Below are 17,129 nucleotides of genomic sequence, written 5' to 3'. Positions count from 1 at the left end.
TCTCCTTACACTTCAATCTTCATAATGTGGTTGATCCACACGAGACACCCACCAAGCACCAATAAACAAAAGGTTGATAAAATCATACCTGTACCGCTGTATAAGGGCATCATGTAATCACCCGCTGTCATGGTCATAAACAATACAAACAAAAAAGGCGCCGCAAACATAACCCTCGATTCAAAACGTTTCTGCGCAATCATTACACCGATCTCCTGCTGAATTTCCAGCTTCTCACCAATGACACTTGAAGCTCGTCTTACGACTTCCACCAGATCACCTCCGGTTCGTTTGCAAGCCGCAAATACGTCCGCAAAATTAGTAATATCTTCCATCTGCGCCCGACGGGCCAAATCCTGCAAAGCGGTTTCTACAGGCTGTCCGATTTCGAGACAGGCGGTAATAATGTTAAATTCAAAAATCAGGTCGTGATCTCCATCTGGACTAAGCAATCTCAAATCCTCTACTGCCTCACGAAAACCATTCTCCACCGACCTTCCCGCTGAAAGAGAAGACGAGAGCGAATATAAAGCCTGTTTGAATTGGATGCTTAGGGCAGACCTGCGTCTTTGCAGCAAAAATTGCCTAAAATAACGAGGCATCACCCCAGCCCCGGCAGCGCACAGCAACGATAATATCCATTGGTGATAAAATAGATAACCGATCATCGCGAACAACACGCCACTAAAGAATATGCACAGACTTTTTTGGACTGTCGATAATGTATACACCGTATAATCTGGCAGAGAAGGGGCCTCACGTGATACTTGCTTGGCCGCCGTTTTTCCTGACTTCACGCTGATACGCCTCCCCTGTGCCAGTTTTCCGGATTGATCCCGGCCATTTGCAGCTTCAACGTATGTTGCAGACCCTCGCCACAACGTTCCAGACCTCCTACGATTCGCCCCTTGCTTTCTCCTCGCTCCTGAAACCGATAAAGGGGGTTAAGCGTCACCTCACCCTTTTCAAAACCAATCACTTCGCTAATTTCCAGCACTCGTCTGGATTTGTCGCGCATCCGTGACAGATGAACAAATATATCAATGGCCGAGCTGATCTGCTGTCGTACTACTCCAAGCGGAAGCTCTGCCCCTCCCAGCACCATCGTTTCCAGCCGGCTGACCATATCGCGGATATTATTTGCGTGGCCAGTTGACAGCGATCCATCGTGTCCTGTGTTCATCGCTTGCAGCATATCCAATGCCTCACTCCCCCGGACCTCACCCACCACAATGCGGTTGGGCCGCATACGCAGGGAGGAACGAATCAGATCACGAATTGTGATTTCTCCCTTCCCCTCGGTGTTCGCATTCCGTGTTTCCATGGAAACCAGATTAGGGACCGTCACAATTTGCAGCTCTGCTGAATCTTCAATGGTAATAATCCGTTCAGATGGCGGGATAAATTGGGATAATGCATTCAGAAAAGTTGTTTTACCAGAACCCGTTCCTCCGCTTATAAAAATGTTGTACTTGCTACGTACCAAGTCCTTGAGCATAGCAGCGGCTTCTGCATCCAGCGCACCCATTCGTATCAAGTCATCCATCGTCATAGGACGCTCGGGAAACTTCCGTATGGTCATCGTCGGACCCTTGAGAGCAACCGGAGGTAGCACAATATTTACGCGTGATCCATCCTTTAATCGGGCATCCACAATGGGGGAAGCCTCATTCACAATTCGATTCACCCCGGCTACAATCGTCTGGATTAAATCCTCCAGTCGCTCGCGGGATTCAAATTGATCGGATACCTGCATCACCTCACCAGCCCGCTCCACAAAGATTTCCCGGTGACTGTTGATCATAATTTCCGTAACGGTCGGGTCGTCAATCAATGGCTGGAGTACGTCCAGCCCACGGAAAGAGTTAAAAATCTTGCGGACAAGTGCGTGCTTCTCACGGGAAGTTAAGCCCACCAGCTCTACATCGTGTAAAATTCGATTTTCAATATGCCGTACCAGATCTGCATCCTTTACCGAAGACGTTACGTCCAGCCCGTTTCGGATATCTGCTCGCAATGCCTTAAATCGTCCCTCATTCATGTTCATCAGCCCCTTTTAAGACCAAACGGTGGCCGGATGTGTTACACCGTCCACATTCAGCAGCTCGCGGCATAGATGACGAATTTCCCGCTGATAAATTGGTGAACTTAGCAGCAGCTCACGGTGCTGCATCTGTTTCCATGAAGGTATATAGGGTAACGCTCCGTTTAGCTCCATGAAGTCACGAGGTAACGAGTTGATCATAGTTCCCATATAGCGGTTCACCACAAAGCTGGTTTTGCATATCATGTCTTCAAGCCCTTCAGGCCGCGTGGTTTCTAAAACATCCAGCCATAATCCGCACTTGTGCATGCTCATTAAATCGTCTGCCAGCAGCCAAATCAGCTTATGACTAGCTTCAAGCACGGCTTGAGCCCGATCACCTTTTTCAGAATCGCCATCTACGATCACTACATCATACTGTCCACTTTCGGCAACTGTTCGAATCAGCTCTTTCGCTTCATCACAAGTCATATCCGTCAGCTCCTTGCGATTATAGACAGGCTGAAAAGTATCCGCCTGAATTTCAGGGCGACGAACACAATAGGAAGCCATGGATAACGGAGTCTCCTCACTCCCTTCTGCCTTGAGATCATAGAGCAGCCTGGACAGCCCTTCTCCTTCTGCTCCGCTAGCACTGCCTGAACCAGTGAATAATGAGCTTGAATCCACCGTCTCCAGATTCAGATAGAATACCGAATATCCCTCATTCCCCAGCTGTTTGGACATATTGAGTGCGGCCGTTGTCTTGCCCAGTCCTCCGGAAGCTGCTACCATGCCGATAATCATCCCACCTTCCCGGCTGTTTACACTTTTCCGACCATTTGACTTCTGTCTCGCCGTTTCCAAAATAAAACCGACCAGTTCAGATAAAGGCTGATATTTTAATAAAGGCTGTCCATATTCCCTCACTTGTTCTCCCTCATGCAATACCAAACAAGGAATATCAGCAGCTTCCCTGTCTGTCCATAGATTCAAAAAGGCAGTTTCACCAACCACCACATCCGGTCTTTTCATTCCGCTGGTTTCCATCATGTATTGATGAAATGCCTCCGGTTGCGAAAAAGCCGTTATTCTCAGCCTTCTAGCATACTCGCTTCCGTGAACATAATTCAGCAGCGGCTCAATATAATCCCGACCTTCTACGGCTAATACCACTTTCACTGGAATCATAATGCTCATCCCTTCCCTAACACAACAACGCAAAAAAGCACCGTTCATCCATCCGTAAGTACATACGGTTGGTGAACGGTGCTTCCGTCACGTGCAATCTATTACTGGTAGAATAGCATAGCGCTTATATTAGAGCAAGTATTTTTTGTGCAAGTATCTTCCAAAATCCTCGTACTAAGAGAAGGCGGGCAGTCTAGCCCCGCCTCCTACCATCTTCATCTTAGTAGAATTTGTGGTGACGACGATGACAGTCATGATGGCGATGATGGCGATGATGACGTTTCCGGCAATGACATTTCATATCAAAATCTTCATGTTTCCGATGATCACGTTCAAATTTAGGTTTAAACTTAATGACAGTCACCTTAATGATCTTCTTAAAGACACGTTTTTTTGGCTTTGGAAAATGACAATGATGCTTACGATGTTTAAACATTTAAATTCGCCTCCATTTCTTTGAGATAGAATATACTATGGAAGCAGCGAACCATCGGTAACCAGCATATGACTATTTATGAATTTACTGGGCGAATTAATGATCTACCTCCAGCTTAATATCCGGATCATAATCCGCCACAATTAGAACATCCATATGACGTGCTTGACGAAGAATCCTCGGCACAACCGCAGACTTCCCCCAACAGCTACTTCGGGAAGACTGCCCCACGATGAGCTGCGTTCCTGAATATCCTTCCACCGGAGCAATCAAAATGTCGGCAATCTCGCGTCGGCTGGAAACAAGCCGCATCTCAAAGGTTCCCCCCAGTCGGTGGGTCAGCAACTTTAGTTGTTCCAGACGAGGGTTCAGTCTCTCGGGTATACACTCACCGACATGAGCATACGTCACAATCCACACAGCCTTTAGCCGAAAGGCGATACGAAAACCACGGCGGATCAACCTTTCAGCATTTTCGCTTAGCGTCACGCCTACGAAGATCACTTCCTCCCTGCGCCACGGTCCCCGAAGTGATTCGTGTCGATCCCAGGATTCTAGCCGCTCATCTACGTCATCTGCCAATTCCCGCAGAGCAAGTTCACGCAACGCAATCAGATTGCCCAGTTTAAAAAAGTGGCTAAGTGCCTGCTCCACCTTCGCAGGATCGTATATTTTGCCCTCACGCATACGCTGCTGCAACGATTTGGGAGCCACATCAACAAGCTGCACTTCATCGGCCAGACGCATCATATGGTCGGGAACAGTCTCTCTCACTCGTATGCCAGTAATCTGTTCTACCGCATCATTTAAGCTCTCCAGATGCTGTACATTCATTGTGGATATCACAGAGATCCCTTGTTCCAAAATGGCGAGCACATCCTCATAGCGCTTGGATCTCAGACTTCCTGGGACGTTGGTATGAGCCAGCTCATCAATTAGCACCACCTCGGGATTGCGCCTGAGAATAGCTTCGGTGTCCATTTCTTCCAAGTGTGCGCCATGACGCTCAATGGACTGACGAGGGATCATCTCCAGAGAGCCTACCTGGGCCAATGTTTCTGCTCTTCCGTGCGTTTCCAGCAATCCGATAACCACATCAATCCCGCTCTCCAGCAGATCGTTTCCCTCTCTCAGCATCGTGTATGTTTTGCCGACCCCCGGAGCAGCGCCAATGTATACCTTGAGCTTGCCTCGCAGGATTTTGGCTGCCTCAGCCTGTGCTTCCTCAACGCTCAAACGATGATACGGGTCATTCTCTTCTACCTCCTGTCTCATCGTTGGTAAAATTCGCTCACCCTCCTGCTCGGCTCGGTCCGCAATCAGCAGTAGATCCATATTTTTCATTCGTTTTAAAATCCCGTTCACCAGCGATCCTTTCATCAGCTCCTGCCACGGAGTCTGCCGAGAATGTCCCATAACAATACGGGTAACATTGTGCGTCACCGCATAATGAATCAGTTGGCGAGGCAACCTTCTGCGGGAAAAAAGCGGGATTTCTTCAAATGTTGATCCTATCTTGTCGGCCAATTGCTCAATTGAGCGCTTAAAGGCTGCTGATTCCTTGGACAGCTTGCGCTTCGAGCTGACAAAGGAGACTACTAGCATATCTCCACCCAACCGCTTGGCGACCTGTTCCCCCCTGCGTACATAAATGGACCCATTCCAATGATATTGGACAGGTACCAAAATACGCTCTGCGGCTCCTGACGCCCCGTGCAAGCCCAACTCCTCCCGGTGCCGTTCCAGCGAATCATTCACATCCTCTGCTACCAATCGCAAGGCAAGCTCACGCAATTTACCCAGATTTCCCCGGTGAAACATCTCAGGATTGGGCGTATGCATGTAGCCTTTCGCCAGCCGTTCCAAAATCATCTCCGGGGTGGCATCAATCAGACGAATTTCATCCGCCAGCTCCAGTGTATCAACCGGAACCGTATATTCCGCTTCAAAGCCTGTCAGCTGATATACCCACTCCGTAATTCCTTCGAGCTCATAAACATTGACCGTCGTAATGACGCTAATCCCCTGCTCCAGCAAATACCGAATATCCTCCAGCCGTGTTGGAAATGGGGCGTCTTTCCGGTTATGATGTGCCAAATGATCCACCAGTACCACCTCAGGATTTCGTGCCACCAAAGCTTCCACATCCAGATCCTTTTGCTCCTCACCATCTTTTATCCAATGAATACTAGGCACTCGCTCCAACGTGCCGACCTGTTCCACGGTCTCAGGCCGCTGCATGGTCGATACCGCACAAATCACAACATCGATACCTTCATGCTGCAGCGACCGTCCCTCATGCAGCATGTGATACGTTTTACCCGAGCCACTGACCGCACCCATGTATATTTTGAGTCTGCCTCGATGCAATTTGTTAATCGAATCCAGTATTTCCTCTGGTGATTTACGTTTGAAGCTCTCCACTTTCGTTCCTCCCCACAGCGTAGCCGCTCGTTCCGTCCATCTTATATGGTTGTAATGAATGTACTCCCGTGTCCCAATCAATTCAAGATGATCAATCAAGCTTGCCCCAAAAAAAGCCGCACAGGGTAGCATAAGCGCAAAAAAACGTGCATTCAGGTCTCCTATGCCTGAATGCACGCTATTTTGGGTAACTCATATGGGATCACTTCCTACAATCACTTGCTATCTTCGCCAACGATCCCCCGTTGTTGAATTAACTTTTGCCATACCACACCATGAGACGGGGAAAAGAGAAAAGCCAAAAGCAGCAACACACCCGATACACACAGCATACATGCCGCAATAGAAGCATCCAATACACTTGCTGTGTAAAAGCCTGCGACCGAGCTGATGGCTCCAAGTCCGACACTGTATACAATCATACGGGACAACTTCTCCGTCAGCAAATAAGCGGTAAGAGGCGGTACAACGAGCATGCCAACCACCAGAATTGCGCCCACGCTCTCAAATGACGCCACCGTCGTTAGTGAGACGAGACTCATCAGCAGATAATGAAAAAAAACAACTGGAATGCCTAATGAAGCTGCCAAAGCGGGATCGAAGGAAGTAATTTTAAATTGCTTGAAAAAGCCCCCTATCACGAGCAAATTGATCAAAAACATCGCACCCGTAATCCACACAGCCCTCGGACCTACATCAAAGCCGGCTATCTCTAACGTATTCCACGGCACATAAGCAATTTCCCCATATAAAACGTGATCCATATCCAGATGGGCATTGGAAGCAAACACGCTGATCAGCAAAACACCGATAGCAAACAATGACGTAAACACCACGCCAATGGCAGCATCACTTTGCAGACCGCTTTGTTGGAACAGCTGAATCAAATACACCGTTAGAAGACCCAGCACTGCCGCACCAAACATCATCCACACCGAATCTCTCGATCCGCTAATGAGAAAGGCAATGACAATCCCCGGTAGTACCGCATGACTGATTGCATCACCGATCATAGCCATTTTTCGGAGCACAAGAAAGCACCCAACGATACTACATCCCCCTGCCACTAACATTCCCGTCAAAATTACATAAAATGAACTCATAGGGCACGCTCCTCCCTTGGCTGTGTTCCGACTGTCAGCTCCAGATTTTTCCTGGCGTTCAACCGAACGATAGCCTTGGAGATCATCCCGCGCTGCGGCGCAAAAATCAAGCTCATTCCAAACACCACAGTCGCACACAACACACATAACGGTCCTGTAGGCAGATTTTGCCCCAGAGAGCTAATGAGCGTCCCACCAAGCCCCGCTATAGCACCAAACAAGCCTGATAGACACACCATGACACCCAGCTTCTCTGTCCAGTATCTTGCCGACACTGCCGGGGTAATCAGCAAGGCAGCCATCATTATGACTCCCACGGCCTGAATGCCAGCAACCACCGCAATGACAATCAATAGCATCAACAACTTATCCAGCCAACCTGCCGGAAAACCAAGTCCGCGCGCAAAGCCAGGATCAAAGCTGAGCAACTTAAATTCCTTGAAAAATAATATACATATTCCGATGAGTACCACTGAAATTACCGCCATCGTATAGACATCAGACAATACCATTGCCGCAGCTTGACCAAATAGAAATTTGTCCAATCCGCTTTGGTTTCCTGCGCCACTATGCTGAATTTCGGTCAACAACATAATGCCAAAGCCAAAAAATACCGACAGCACCGCTGCAATCGCCGAATCGCTTTTAATTCGCGAATACCGGGTTAACGCACTGATAGCAAAGGTCGCAACAATCCCTGCAATGGCGGCCCCAATCATAAATCCAAACACAGATTTTGTACCTGTGATCATAAATGCCACACATACCCCCGGCAAAGCCGCATGTGCCAAAGCATCTCCCATGAGCGACTGCTTGCGCAAATACATAAAACTGCCAATCACCCCGCTGCTTAAACCGAGCAAAATGCAGCCCAGCAAAATCCACTGCATGTTTGGATCGGTCAAAAGCGTTGCCAAGCTTGTCATACTGCTCACCTCACTCCAAGTATCGTGCCGGAATCCGGGCCTGTTTTGAGTATACTCAGACGCCCGCCATACGTACGCTGCAGATTTTCCTCGGTAAAAATATCTGTCGTCTCTCCAAACGCCATAAGATGCCCGTTCAACAGCATAACCTGATCAAAATAATCCGTGACTGTAGATAAATCATGATGAACGACAAGCACGGTTTTACCCTGCTGTTTCAGATCGTTGAGCAATGAAATAATGGCTTTTTCCGTTGCAGCGTCCACACCGACGAACGGTTCATCCATAAAATAAAGCTGAGCGTCCTGCGCGAGTGCTCTGGCTAAAAAAACACGTTGTTGCTGGCCGCCAGACAATTGACTAATCTGTCTGTCTGCATATTGGCTCATTCCAACTTTGTCCAAACTCTCCATTGCAGCCTGACGATCTGCTGCTCCCGGACGCTTAAACCAGCCCAATCTGCCATACCGTCCCATCAAAACCACATCCAATGCGTTCGTCGGAAAATCCCAATCCACCGACTCCCGCTGTGGTACATAGCCAACCTTAAGCAGCTGTTGCTTATAGGGCTTGCCGTAAACTAGCACCTCGCCCCTAAGCTTTGGAATCAATCCAAGCGTTGCCTTGATCAGTGTAGATTTCCCAGCCCCGTTCGGGCCGATAATACCAATCAGCTTGCCTTCCGGCACCTCAAAGGAAACATCGAACAAAACGGGCTTTTTTTGATAAGCTACCGATAAATCACGAACGACAAGTGGTGAATGCCCCATGTATCTCTGCCTCCTTATTTAAGAGCTTTAACAATCGTATTGACGTTATGCTTGACCATTCCGATATATGTTCCATTTTCTGTGCCCTCTTCACCCATGGCATCCGAATACAGCTCGCCACCAACCTCAATTGTATGACCTTGCTGAGCGGCCCCCTGAATAACCGCATCTATGGCCTTTCTCGGAACACTAGATTCTACGAATATGGCCTTGATTTTATGCTCCACCAAATAATCTCGCAGCTTGGTCACATCTTGAGAACCCGCTTCTGATTCTGTGTTCATACCTTGAAGTCCTCTCACTTGAATGTGGTAGGCATCTCCGAAATAGCCGAAAGCATCATGTGCAGTGACAAGCACGCGCTGGGCTTCCGGTATACTGGCAATCTGCTCTCTCGTGTAATCATCCAGCTTTCGCAGCTCAGTAAGATAGGCTTCTGCGTTGGCCTTATATTCCTCCGCATGAACAGCGTCTAGCGTCGACAATTCATCTCTGACGGTTTCTACCGCAGACATCCAATTCTGTACGTTAAACCAGATATGTGGATCATGCTCAGATCCCATTTCCGGGCTACCTGCACGCAACTGATCCTGTGTGATGTTCTTGGACACGGGTATGACGGGTTTTTGCTTGCTGATTTTCTCCAGAATGTCCTGCATTTTACCTTCCAGATGCAACCCGTTATAAAAAATAACATCGGCCTGATCCAGCTTGCGCATATCTCCCTGTGAAGCCTTGTACAAATGCGGGTCAACGCCTGACTTCATAATTCCCGTGACCTCCACATGATTACCGCCGACCTTGCCGACAATGTCAGAGATCATACCGATGGTAGCCGTAGCCTTTACTTTTTGTCCCGTCTCTCTCGCACTTCCCTGCTCTTTCTTCTTAGCATCGGTACATGCAGTCGCTAGAACCAGAGCTAGAGACAATACTCCAACTGTCGTTACCCAGCGCGGCAAAGCCTTCTTAAACTGCTTGTTCATGTTTTAAAATCCTCCTTTGAATTTCGTTTTGGGACAAACTATTTCCTTGATTCAATTATTTTTTATCAATACTATATTTTAGAGTATACACTAAAGTTTTTACCTAGGGAAACATTTTGTGAAATATAATTCTTCTTATGTATTTCGTTATACCGTTCGATTTTCGTTCTCCCAATGTGTAATATATAGAAGATATCCAATCGTTAAACCAAAGAATACATATAAAGAGGTGTAGGTCATGAAGCCAATAGGGTACAGCCCATATCGGAACAAACGTCGGCAAGTTCGGATACGAAAAATACTGCTCATTTTTATGCTGGTATGCTGTCTGCTTGCCCTAACTTCCTGTGCTCGAGGTGACATCCATGTAGATGTTCATCTCGATCAAAGTGTAGATATGGATGCGACGTTCAGCGTAAACAACCAGACACTGATGATGTTGGACAATCCCGGGGTGCTAGATCAATTAGTCAAGCGTATTCAAAGCAACAATGTAGATGTACAGCCGCTAGCTGAACAGGGAAGAAAGGGATATCAAATCAAGGGGCATTATCAAGGAGATTGGAGCACAAACAAAAAAAATCCCAGTCAGGGATTACATCTACCTGAGGGATTAGAAATAAAGCGCGCTGTGAGCCAACATTTTTTCACAACGAATATTGATCTTACCATGAAGCTCGATCTACCACGGATGCTTCCTGAAGAAGCTCAAGGACTGAGTGACAAATTTAAGCAAATGAATGTGTTTGCGCGCAAATTACTGGAGCGGCAGCTGGATCTTAACTTCAGCCTATCCTTACCCATCCAACCTGCTACCCATAATGCGGACCGTGTGTCGGAAGACGGAAAAACACTGTACTGGAACATTGCTCCATTGGAATCTAACGAGCTAAAATTGTCTGTTAACGTGCCCAATGTACGACATATCATGTATGTAGCTGTTACGAGCCTGATATTGATCGTGATCGCTGTGATCTTACTAATTCGTAGACATCGCTCCAAAAAAGAAACTTAAAAAAGAAACTAAAAAAATCGTTGTCTAATTTCTGGTGGGGGGATCAGACATTGATCCTCTTCATCCTTGCCAAACCAACGATATCGGTTACGCGCCACCCAGTTATAGACTGCGTTGCGCACAAAGCGGGGTACCAGGATGAAACCATAGGCCAGCGGGTATGGAAAACGAAGACGTTTGGCAATTCGCAAAGCCGCGGTGGACCTTGTATAATACGTACCGTCTTCAATCAGCACGAACGTATCCAGCTGATCCGCAGATAGTCCTCCTGCACGTAATAGTTCTTGTCCTGCCTCGGATTGCAGGGAACCAAAATGAAATGTTCCCTTAGGGTCACGCTTGATAATAAAGCGGACTGCTCCCTGACAAAAGTGGCATACCCCATCCACCAACACAATGGAGTGATCTGAATGAGCATGATCAGACTGGTTCATATAGCATTTCACCTCCAGGGAAATCAACGGCATGAATACCATCAACGCAACCATATGAATATAAACAAAAAAACGCCGAAATTATCCGACGCTTGTTTAGAAATGTATAGTCTTTACCTGTTCGAAAAACTAGCTCAATGCTTTCTCAAACAGCTGTTTCGTATTAATTTGCTCTAAAAACTCCTCATGGAACTTATCCATACACTTGCAGATAAAATCCTTATGGCATACCGGGCAAGGCGTCGTTAGCAGTCGACTAATATTCGTCAAGGTCCACTCCGGATGACGTTGAGAAAAAACGCGGCACTCCGTTCCATCGGCCAAACTCATTTTAAACTCATAAAGCCCTTCTTTTTCGTTGCTGCCAGCCAGCGTGAAATTAACAATATTCGGTCTGTAAGACATCATATCACCCGTATTTTTCAAATTTGTTTCGTACCTGATGACCAGAATCACCTAAGCCATCTTAATGAATTTTGGCGATGATGTCAAATGGTCGTGAATCTCAGCGAATCAAGATCTATGTGCAAAAGCCCCCGATAAATCGGCGGCCAGAGTGTAGAAGTTATAGAAATGCAGTCAAATGACATTAAGCTCGACATCAATGTTACCGCGTGTTGCTTTGGAGTACGGACAAAAATCATGCGCTTGGCGTGCCAAATCTTCGGCCAGGGCGCGTTCAATACCGGGTATTTTCACATCCAGACGTACCGCCAGCTGGAAGCCGCCATCGCTTGGATCCTTGCCGATAGATACGTGGCTAGTGACCTCAACATTGTCCACCTTCACCTTAGCCTTCCGGGCCACATTAGCCAATGCGCTCTCATAGCAGGCACCATAGCCTGCCGCAAACAATTGCTCTGGATTCGTAGCTTCTCCACCTGCGCCACCCAGTTCCTTCGGCGTGCTGAGCTTATGCTTCAAAACTCCATCGGATGAAGCGACTGAACCGTCTCTTCCACCATGTACCGTTGCTGATGCTGTGTATAATGCTTCCATGTTTTCATCTCTCCTTCACTATATCTTTTGCATTCCGCAGGAACCTATCGTCATGTTAATACATGATTTCCTTCTCGTATGTACTTTAAACGAACTACATAAAATGAATCATTTGAAATATGGATGTAAACTAGTACATTTACCGTTTAGTTCCACCCCACCATGTTTACACTATATGTTATAGGCTCCTACTTGGGCCGTCTACATTGAACAACCATCTCCACCAGTCGTTTAATTTTCGGGGACAGAATAAGGTAAGACCATTTCATAATCCTACCAATTTGATGGGATAACCCTGTCGCACATGAGAAGGAAATTGATAAAATATGGAACGGGCGTTCACCCGGAAGATGGACAACAATTTAAAAAATCCAAAACGACCAAGCCGCTCCCCTCAGAGCGATATAGCTTGGTTTTTCTATGGTTCAGCTTATACGATGGCCATATTGCTTCAAAAATACGATTAACTTGCTTGACCACACAAAAGTTGTACTAGACAAAAACTATTGGGAGTGTACAATAGGGATAACACAATCGTTATGTCACTAATAATATATTTCAACATCCATAAAGAAGGTGAAGCGTATGAAAAATACAAAGGGTAACTTCGCGGAAATCGCTTCACTGTCGGAAGTGAATCGTTCCTTGAGCGTCCCAAAAGACGGGACCTGGTTTCGGAAGTTTCTTGCCTTTGCTGGACCCGGCTATATGGTCGCAGTCGGCTATATGGACCCCGGCAACTGGGCCACAGACATCGCCGGCGGATCAAAATTCGGCTACACGCTGCTTAGTGTCATTCTAATCTCCAACCTAATGGCCATCCTGCTGCAAGCCTTATCTGGCAAGCTTGGCATTGCCACAGGTAAAGATTTGGCTCAAATGTGCCGTGATGCCTACAGTCGTCCTGTCGCGATCGGCTTATGGCTCTTGTGCGAAATTGCCATAGCAGCCATGGATTTAGCCGAGGTCATCGGTTCAGCCATTGCGCTGAAGTTGCTGTTTGGTCTACCGTTACTATACGGAGTTATCATTACCGCATTTGATGTTATGCTCATTTTACTGCTGCAAAACAAAGGCTTTCGGGCATTGGAAACCCTCGTCATTGTACTGATGGCGACGATTGCCGGCTGTTTTGGCATTAATCTCATTTTGGCACAACCGGAATGGGGCGGCGTATTGGGTGGCTTTGTACCAGACTCGCAAATTTTGACGAATCCAAGCATGCTGTATATTGCTATCGGTATTATGGGTGCTACCGTAATGCCGCATAACCTGTATCTGCATTCTTCTATTGTACAAACTCGCAAATTTGAGCAGACTTCAGCAGGTAAACGGGAAGCTATTACATTTGCAACTTGGGATTCCAGTATAGCGCTGATGTTCGCATTATTTATTAATGCCGCCATCTTGATCGTGGCAGCTGCTGTATTCCATACGGCAGGAAGAACAGATGTAGCCGAAATTAGCGATGCCTACTATCTGCTTTCGCCCCTACTGGGAACCACACTGGCGAGCATACTATTTGGGGTAGCGTTACTGGCCTCTGGTCAAAACTCGACCGTAACAGGCACTTTAGCCGGGCAAATCGTGATGGAGGGCTTTTTGAATCTTCGTCTTTCACCTTGGTTGCGTCGTCTGGTGACCCGCCTCATCGCGATCATTCCAGCGGTTATCGTCACTGCCATCGCAGGGGAAAAAGGTGCGGAGGAACTGCTTGTGCTGAGCCAGGTCATCCTATCCATCCAGCTTCCCTTTGCCATCATTCCATTACTGCTCTTTACCAGCGACAAAAAGATTATGGGTGAATTCGCAAATAAAATGTGGCAAAAAGTACTAACCTGGATCGTGACCGCTATCATCATTATCTTGAATGTAGTGCTCATCATCCAAACGATTTCAGGTTAATCGGTAGCCAAATATGAATATATTAAAAAGGTATCTCACTTGCCCCAATGGCAGCGAAATACCTTTTTTGTTTCCTATTTTATTTGTCCTGTATACATAGAGAATGCTCAACGCTTGGCAGGCTCTACCTTCATTTGCGCCTCAAGCGCAAGATTTAGCTTGAGCACGTTGACACGCGGCTCGCCGAACACGCCGGCGTTGCGGCCTTCTGTCTGCTCCTGCACCAGTGCTCTCAGTTGATCCTGCGGGATACCCGTCAAGCCGCTTATGCGCGGAATTTGCACCCGTGCCGCCTGTGGAGAAATGTGTGGGTCTAGACCAGAGCCGGAGTTCGTAATCAGGTCCACCGGAACCTGACTAACGGGTACATCCGGGTTATGCTTCTGCCAATCCGCAATAGAGTCCTTGACTCGCTGTATCAAGGCCGGATTCGACGGTGCGTAGTTACTAGAGCCTGAACCAACCCCATTATAATCAACGCTCGATACCCGACCTTGAAAAAACGCCGAATCAGTGAAAGACTGCCCAATCAGTTCGGAGCCGACCACCCGCTCCTCCGCGTCACGAAGCATACTGCCGTTTGCTTGCTGCGGAAACAGAACCTGCGCTATTCCTGTACTGGCTAGCGGATATGCCAAACCGCACAAGAGAATCATCAGCACCGAAGTTCGCAAAGCCACTCCAATAACTGTACTTCCTCGCATCTCTTGTCTCTCCGGTTTTCCTTCCGACACAGTCTCGGTCCCTGTATGTTTGTTATGACCTTGTCCGCCAGATTCAGCTTTTTCGTGTGCAGCAAATCTGCGTCCAGACATCATCCGATAAAAACCACTCATGTCGTTCACCCTTTCTGCGCTAAATCCACAAATGCACCAGCAAATCAATGGCCTTTATACCGACAAACGGTACGACCATACCGCCCAGACCGTAAATCAGCAAATTCCGTCCCAGCAGGCGATCCGAGCTCATCGGCTTATACTTCACGCCCTTCATGGCCAGCGGAATCAAAAGCGGAATAATAACCGCGTTAAAGATCAACGCCGACAAAATAGCGGACAGCGGGGAGCCAAGCCCCATGACGTTCAAAGCGCCCATTTGTGGAATGGCTAGCATGAACATCGCCGGGATGATGGCAAAATATTTGGCAACATCGTTCGCAATGCTGAACGTTGTCAATGCTCCGCGCGTCATAAGCAGCTGCTTGCCGATCGCGACCACCTCAATAATTTTGGACGGATCGGAATCCAAGTCCACCATATTAGCCGCTTCTTTGGCCGCGACTGTGCCGCTATTCATGGCAAGACCTACATCGGCTTGCGCCAACGCAGGTGCATCATTGGTGCCGTCTCCAGTCATGGCAACCAGCTTACCCTGTTCCTGCTCACGTCGGATAACCGCGATTTTGTCCTCCGGCTTGCTCTCAGCTACAAAGTCGTCCACACCCGCTTCTCGAGCAATTGTAGCTGCTGTCAGCGGATTATCTCCGGTACACATGATCGTACGGATACCCATTTCCCGGAGCTGATCAAACCGTTCCTTCATGCCTGGCTTCACTGTATCCTTTAAATAAATAATACCGTATATCTGATCATCTAGCGCGACTGCCAACGGTGTACCTCCTTCAGAGGCTACCTGATTCGCTTTTTCCTCCAGATCGGCTGGAACACTGCCATTTTGCGATACGATCCATTGCCGAACGGAATCCACTGCGCCCTTGCGTACCTTTCGTCCATCGGCCAGATCCAGACCACTCATCCGGGTCTCCGCCTTGAATTCGATAAAGGTTCCACCTGCCGCCAAGGATTCATCCAACGTATGCTCCTGTTTGCGCATCAACTCGAGAACCGAGCGACCCTCTGGCGTCTCATCCTTCATAGAGCTAGTCGCTGCCCACTTCACTAGCTCTGCCTTCTCCACGCCCTCTACAGGCACGAATTCACTCGCCATCCGGTTCCCGAAGGTGATTGTACCTGTTTTATCCAGAATCATCGTGTTGATATCCCCAGAAGCTTCTACCGCCTTGCCTGACATGGCTAGCACATTAAACTGGGTGACCCGGTCCATACCGGCAATCCCGATGGCTGACAACAGTCCTCCAATCGTGGTTGGAATCAGACAGACTAGCAACGAAATCAGCACAGGAACAGGCAAATCAATGTTAAAATGACGGGCAATCGGCGCTAGCGTAACCACCACAATTAGAAAAATAATCGTCAAGCTAATCAGCAAAGTGTTCAGCGCAATCTCATTCGGCGTTTTTTGCCGCTGAGCGCCTTCCACGAGCGAAATCATTTTATCAATAAATGTCTCGCCCGGCTCTGTCGTAATCCGCACCTTAATCCGGTCACTAACCACTCGCGTTCCGCCGGTTACCGAGCAAAAATCACCACCCGATTCCTTGATGACCGGAGCCGATTCTCCCGTAATTGCAGATTCATCCACCGAAGCCAAACCTTCAATGACCTCACCATCGCTTGGAATCATTTCACCCTGGGAGACAATAACTACGTCCCCCTTACGCAACTCGGTTGAGCTAACCACCTGAATGTCATTTCCGACGAGCTTGTTAGCTTGCGTGTCCTGCTTGGATTTTTTTAAAGAGGCAGCTTGTGCCTTACCCCGCCCCTCCGCGAGCGCTTCGGCAAAGTTGGCAAAAAGCAACGTAAACAACAGAATAACAAACACGGCCAGGTTAAAGCCTATTTCCTTGTCAGTTCCAAAATAACCGGGAAACAGTAACATTAGCAGCACGACCAATGTACCGATCTCCACGACGAACATGACAGGATTTTTCATCATCATCATCGGATTTAATTTTATAAAGCTATCCTTGATCGCATGCTTCAAGATGCTTCTGTCCAGCATGTGTTTGCGTTGTTCCTTCATGGTCAAACACCCCGTTCATCCATTCTCATTT

15 protein-coding genes are annotated in these 17,129 nt (G+C 47.7%); 2 read left to right on the top strand and 13 right to left on the bottom strand.

Annotated elements, in window-relative coordinates; translation table 11 throughout:
• Positions 1 to 5 precede the first annotated feature (5 nt).
• The 8 genes from MKX46_RS22335 to MKX46_RS22300 form a co-directional block, all read right to left on the bottom strand.
• Positions 6 to 797, bottom strand: coding sequence for a type II secretion system F family protein (locus MKX46_RS22335; protein ID WP_318626876.1), 792 nt, complete (start codon positions 795 to 797; stop codon positions 6 to 8).
• Positions 794 to 2,041, bottom strand: coding sequence for a CpaF family protein (locus MKX46_RS22330; protein ID WP_029516364.1), 1,248 nt, complete (start codon positions 2,039 to 2,041; stop codon positions 794 to 796). The genes MKX46_RS22335 and MKX46_RS22330 overlap by 4 nt, the downstream gene beginning before the upstream one ends.
• 15 nt (positions 2,042 to 2,056) lie before the next feature.
• Complete coding sequence (locus MKX46_RS22325) at positions 2,057 to 3,214, bottom strand: hypothetical protein (protein WP_069012195.1); 1,158 nt, start codon at positions 3,212 to 3,214, stop codon at positions 2,057 to 2,059.
• 532 nt (positions 3,215 to 3,746) lie between these two features.
• Complete coding sequence (locus tag MKX46_RS22320; protein ID WP_340887071.1) at positions 3,747 to 6,074, bottom strand: histidine kinase; 2,328 nt, start codon at positions 6,072 to 6,074, stop codon at positions 3,747 to 3,749.
• Positions 6,075 to 6,289: 215 nt separating this feature from the next.
• A complete protein-coding gene (locus tag MKX46_RS22315) occupies positions 6,290 to 7,177 on the bottom strand; it encodes a metal ABC transporter permease (protein ID WP_029516360.1) in 888 nt (295 codons plus the stop codon).
• Positions 7,174 to 8,103, bottom strand: a complete 930-nt coding sequence (locus MKX46_RS22310) for a metal ABC transporter permease (protein WP_029516359.1) — start codon at positions 8,101 to 8,103, stop codon at positions 7,174 to 7,176. Before MKX46_RS22310 ends, MKX46_RS22315 begins: the two co-directional genes overlap by 4 nt.
• Before the next feature lie 5 nt (positions 8,104 to 8,108).
• On the bottom strand, positions 8,109 to 8,873 hold the full coding sequence (locus tag MKX46_RS22305; protein ID WP_029516358.1) for a metal ABC transporter ATP-binding protein: 765 nt from the start codon (positions 8,871 to 8,873) through the stop codon (positions 8,109 to 8,111).
• 14 nt (positions 8,874 to 8,887) lie between these two features.
• Positions 8,888 to 9,859 carry a metal ABC transporter solute-binding protein, Zn/Mn family gene (locus MKX46_RS22300; RefSeq protein WP_341071800.1) on the bottom strand — a complete coding sequence of 324 codons (972 nt, stop codon included), beginning with the start codon at positions 9,857 to 9,859 and terminating at the stop codon, positions 8,888 to 8,890.
• 238 nt (positions 9,860 to 10,097) lie between these two features.
• On the opposite strand from MKX46_RS22300, the gene MKX46_RS22295 reads away from it, so the two are divergent.
• Positions 10,098 to 10,874, top strand: coding sequence for a DUF3153 domain-containing protein (locus MKX46_RS22295; protein WP_049816931.1), 777 nt, complete (start codon positions 10,098 to 10,100; stop codon positions 10,872 to 10,874).
• Between the two features lie 8 nt (positions 10,875 to 10,882).
• Here the strand turns inward: MKX46_RS22295 and MKX46_RS22290 are convergent, their stop codons facing one another.
• From MKX46_RS22290 to MKX46_RS22280, 3 genes are all read right to left on the bottom strand, one after another.
• Positions 10,883 to 11,308, bottom strand: a complete 426-nt coding sequence (locus MKX46_RS22290; RefSeq protein WP_029516356.1) for a thiol-disulfide oxidoreductase DCC family protein — start codon at positions 11,306 to 11,308, stop codon at positions 10,883 to 10,885.
• 129 nt (positions 11,309 to 11,437) lie between these two features.
• A complete protein-coding gene (locus MKX46_RS22285; protein WP_013309265.1) occupies positions 11,438 to 11,764 on the bottom strand; it encodes a hypothetical protein in 327 nt (108 codons plus the stop codon).
• A gap of 123 nt (positions 11,765 to 11,887) precedes the next feature.
• The gene (locus MKX46_RS22280; protein WP_029516355.1) at positions 11,888 to 12,307 is read right to left on the bottom strand and encodes an organic hydroperoxide resistance protein; all 420 of its coding nucleotides are present in this window, start codon (positions 12,305 to 12,307) and stop codon (positions 11,888 to 11,890) included.
• 585 nt (positions 12,308 to 12,892) lie between these two features.
• On the opposite strand from MKX46_RS22280, the gene MKX46_RS22275 reads away from it, so the two are divergent.
• On the top strand, positions 12,893 to 14,212 hold the full coding sequence (locus tag MKX46_RS22275) for an Nramp family divalent metal transporter (RefSeq protein WP_029516354.1): 1,320 nt from the start codon (positions 12,893 to 12,895) through the stop codon (positions 14,210 to 14,212).
• Between the two features lie 107 nt (positions 14,213 to 14,319).
• On the opposite strand, the gene kdpC is transcribed toward MKX46_RS22275, so the two are convergent.
• Complete coding sequence (gene kdpC / locus MKX46_RS22270) at positions 14,320 to 15,048, bottom strand: potassium-transporting ATPase subunit KdpC (protein WP_341071799.1); 729 nt, start codon at positions 15,046 to 15,048, stop codon at positions 14,320 to 14,322.
• 19 nt (positions 15,049 to 15,067) lie between these two features.
• Complete coding sequence (kdpB, locus tag MKX46_RS22265) at positions 15,068 to 17,098, bottom strand: potassium-transporting ATPase subunit KdpB (protein ID WP_029516352.1); 2,031 nt, start codon at positions 17,096 to 17,098, stop codon at positions 15,068 to 15,070.
• Positions 17,099 to 17,129: the final 31 nt, after the last annotated feature.

Origin of the sequence: Paenibacillus sp. FSL P4-0113 (assembly GCF_038009305.1) — a bacterium.
GTDB classification, from domain to species: Bacteria; Bacillota; Bacilli; order Paenibacillales; family Paenibacillaceae; genus Paenibacillus; species Paenibacillus polymyxa_D.
Note: the sequence above shows the minus strand (reverse complement) of the source record. Positions and strands in the feature narration are given on the sequence as shown.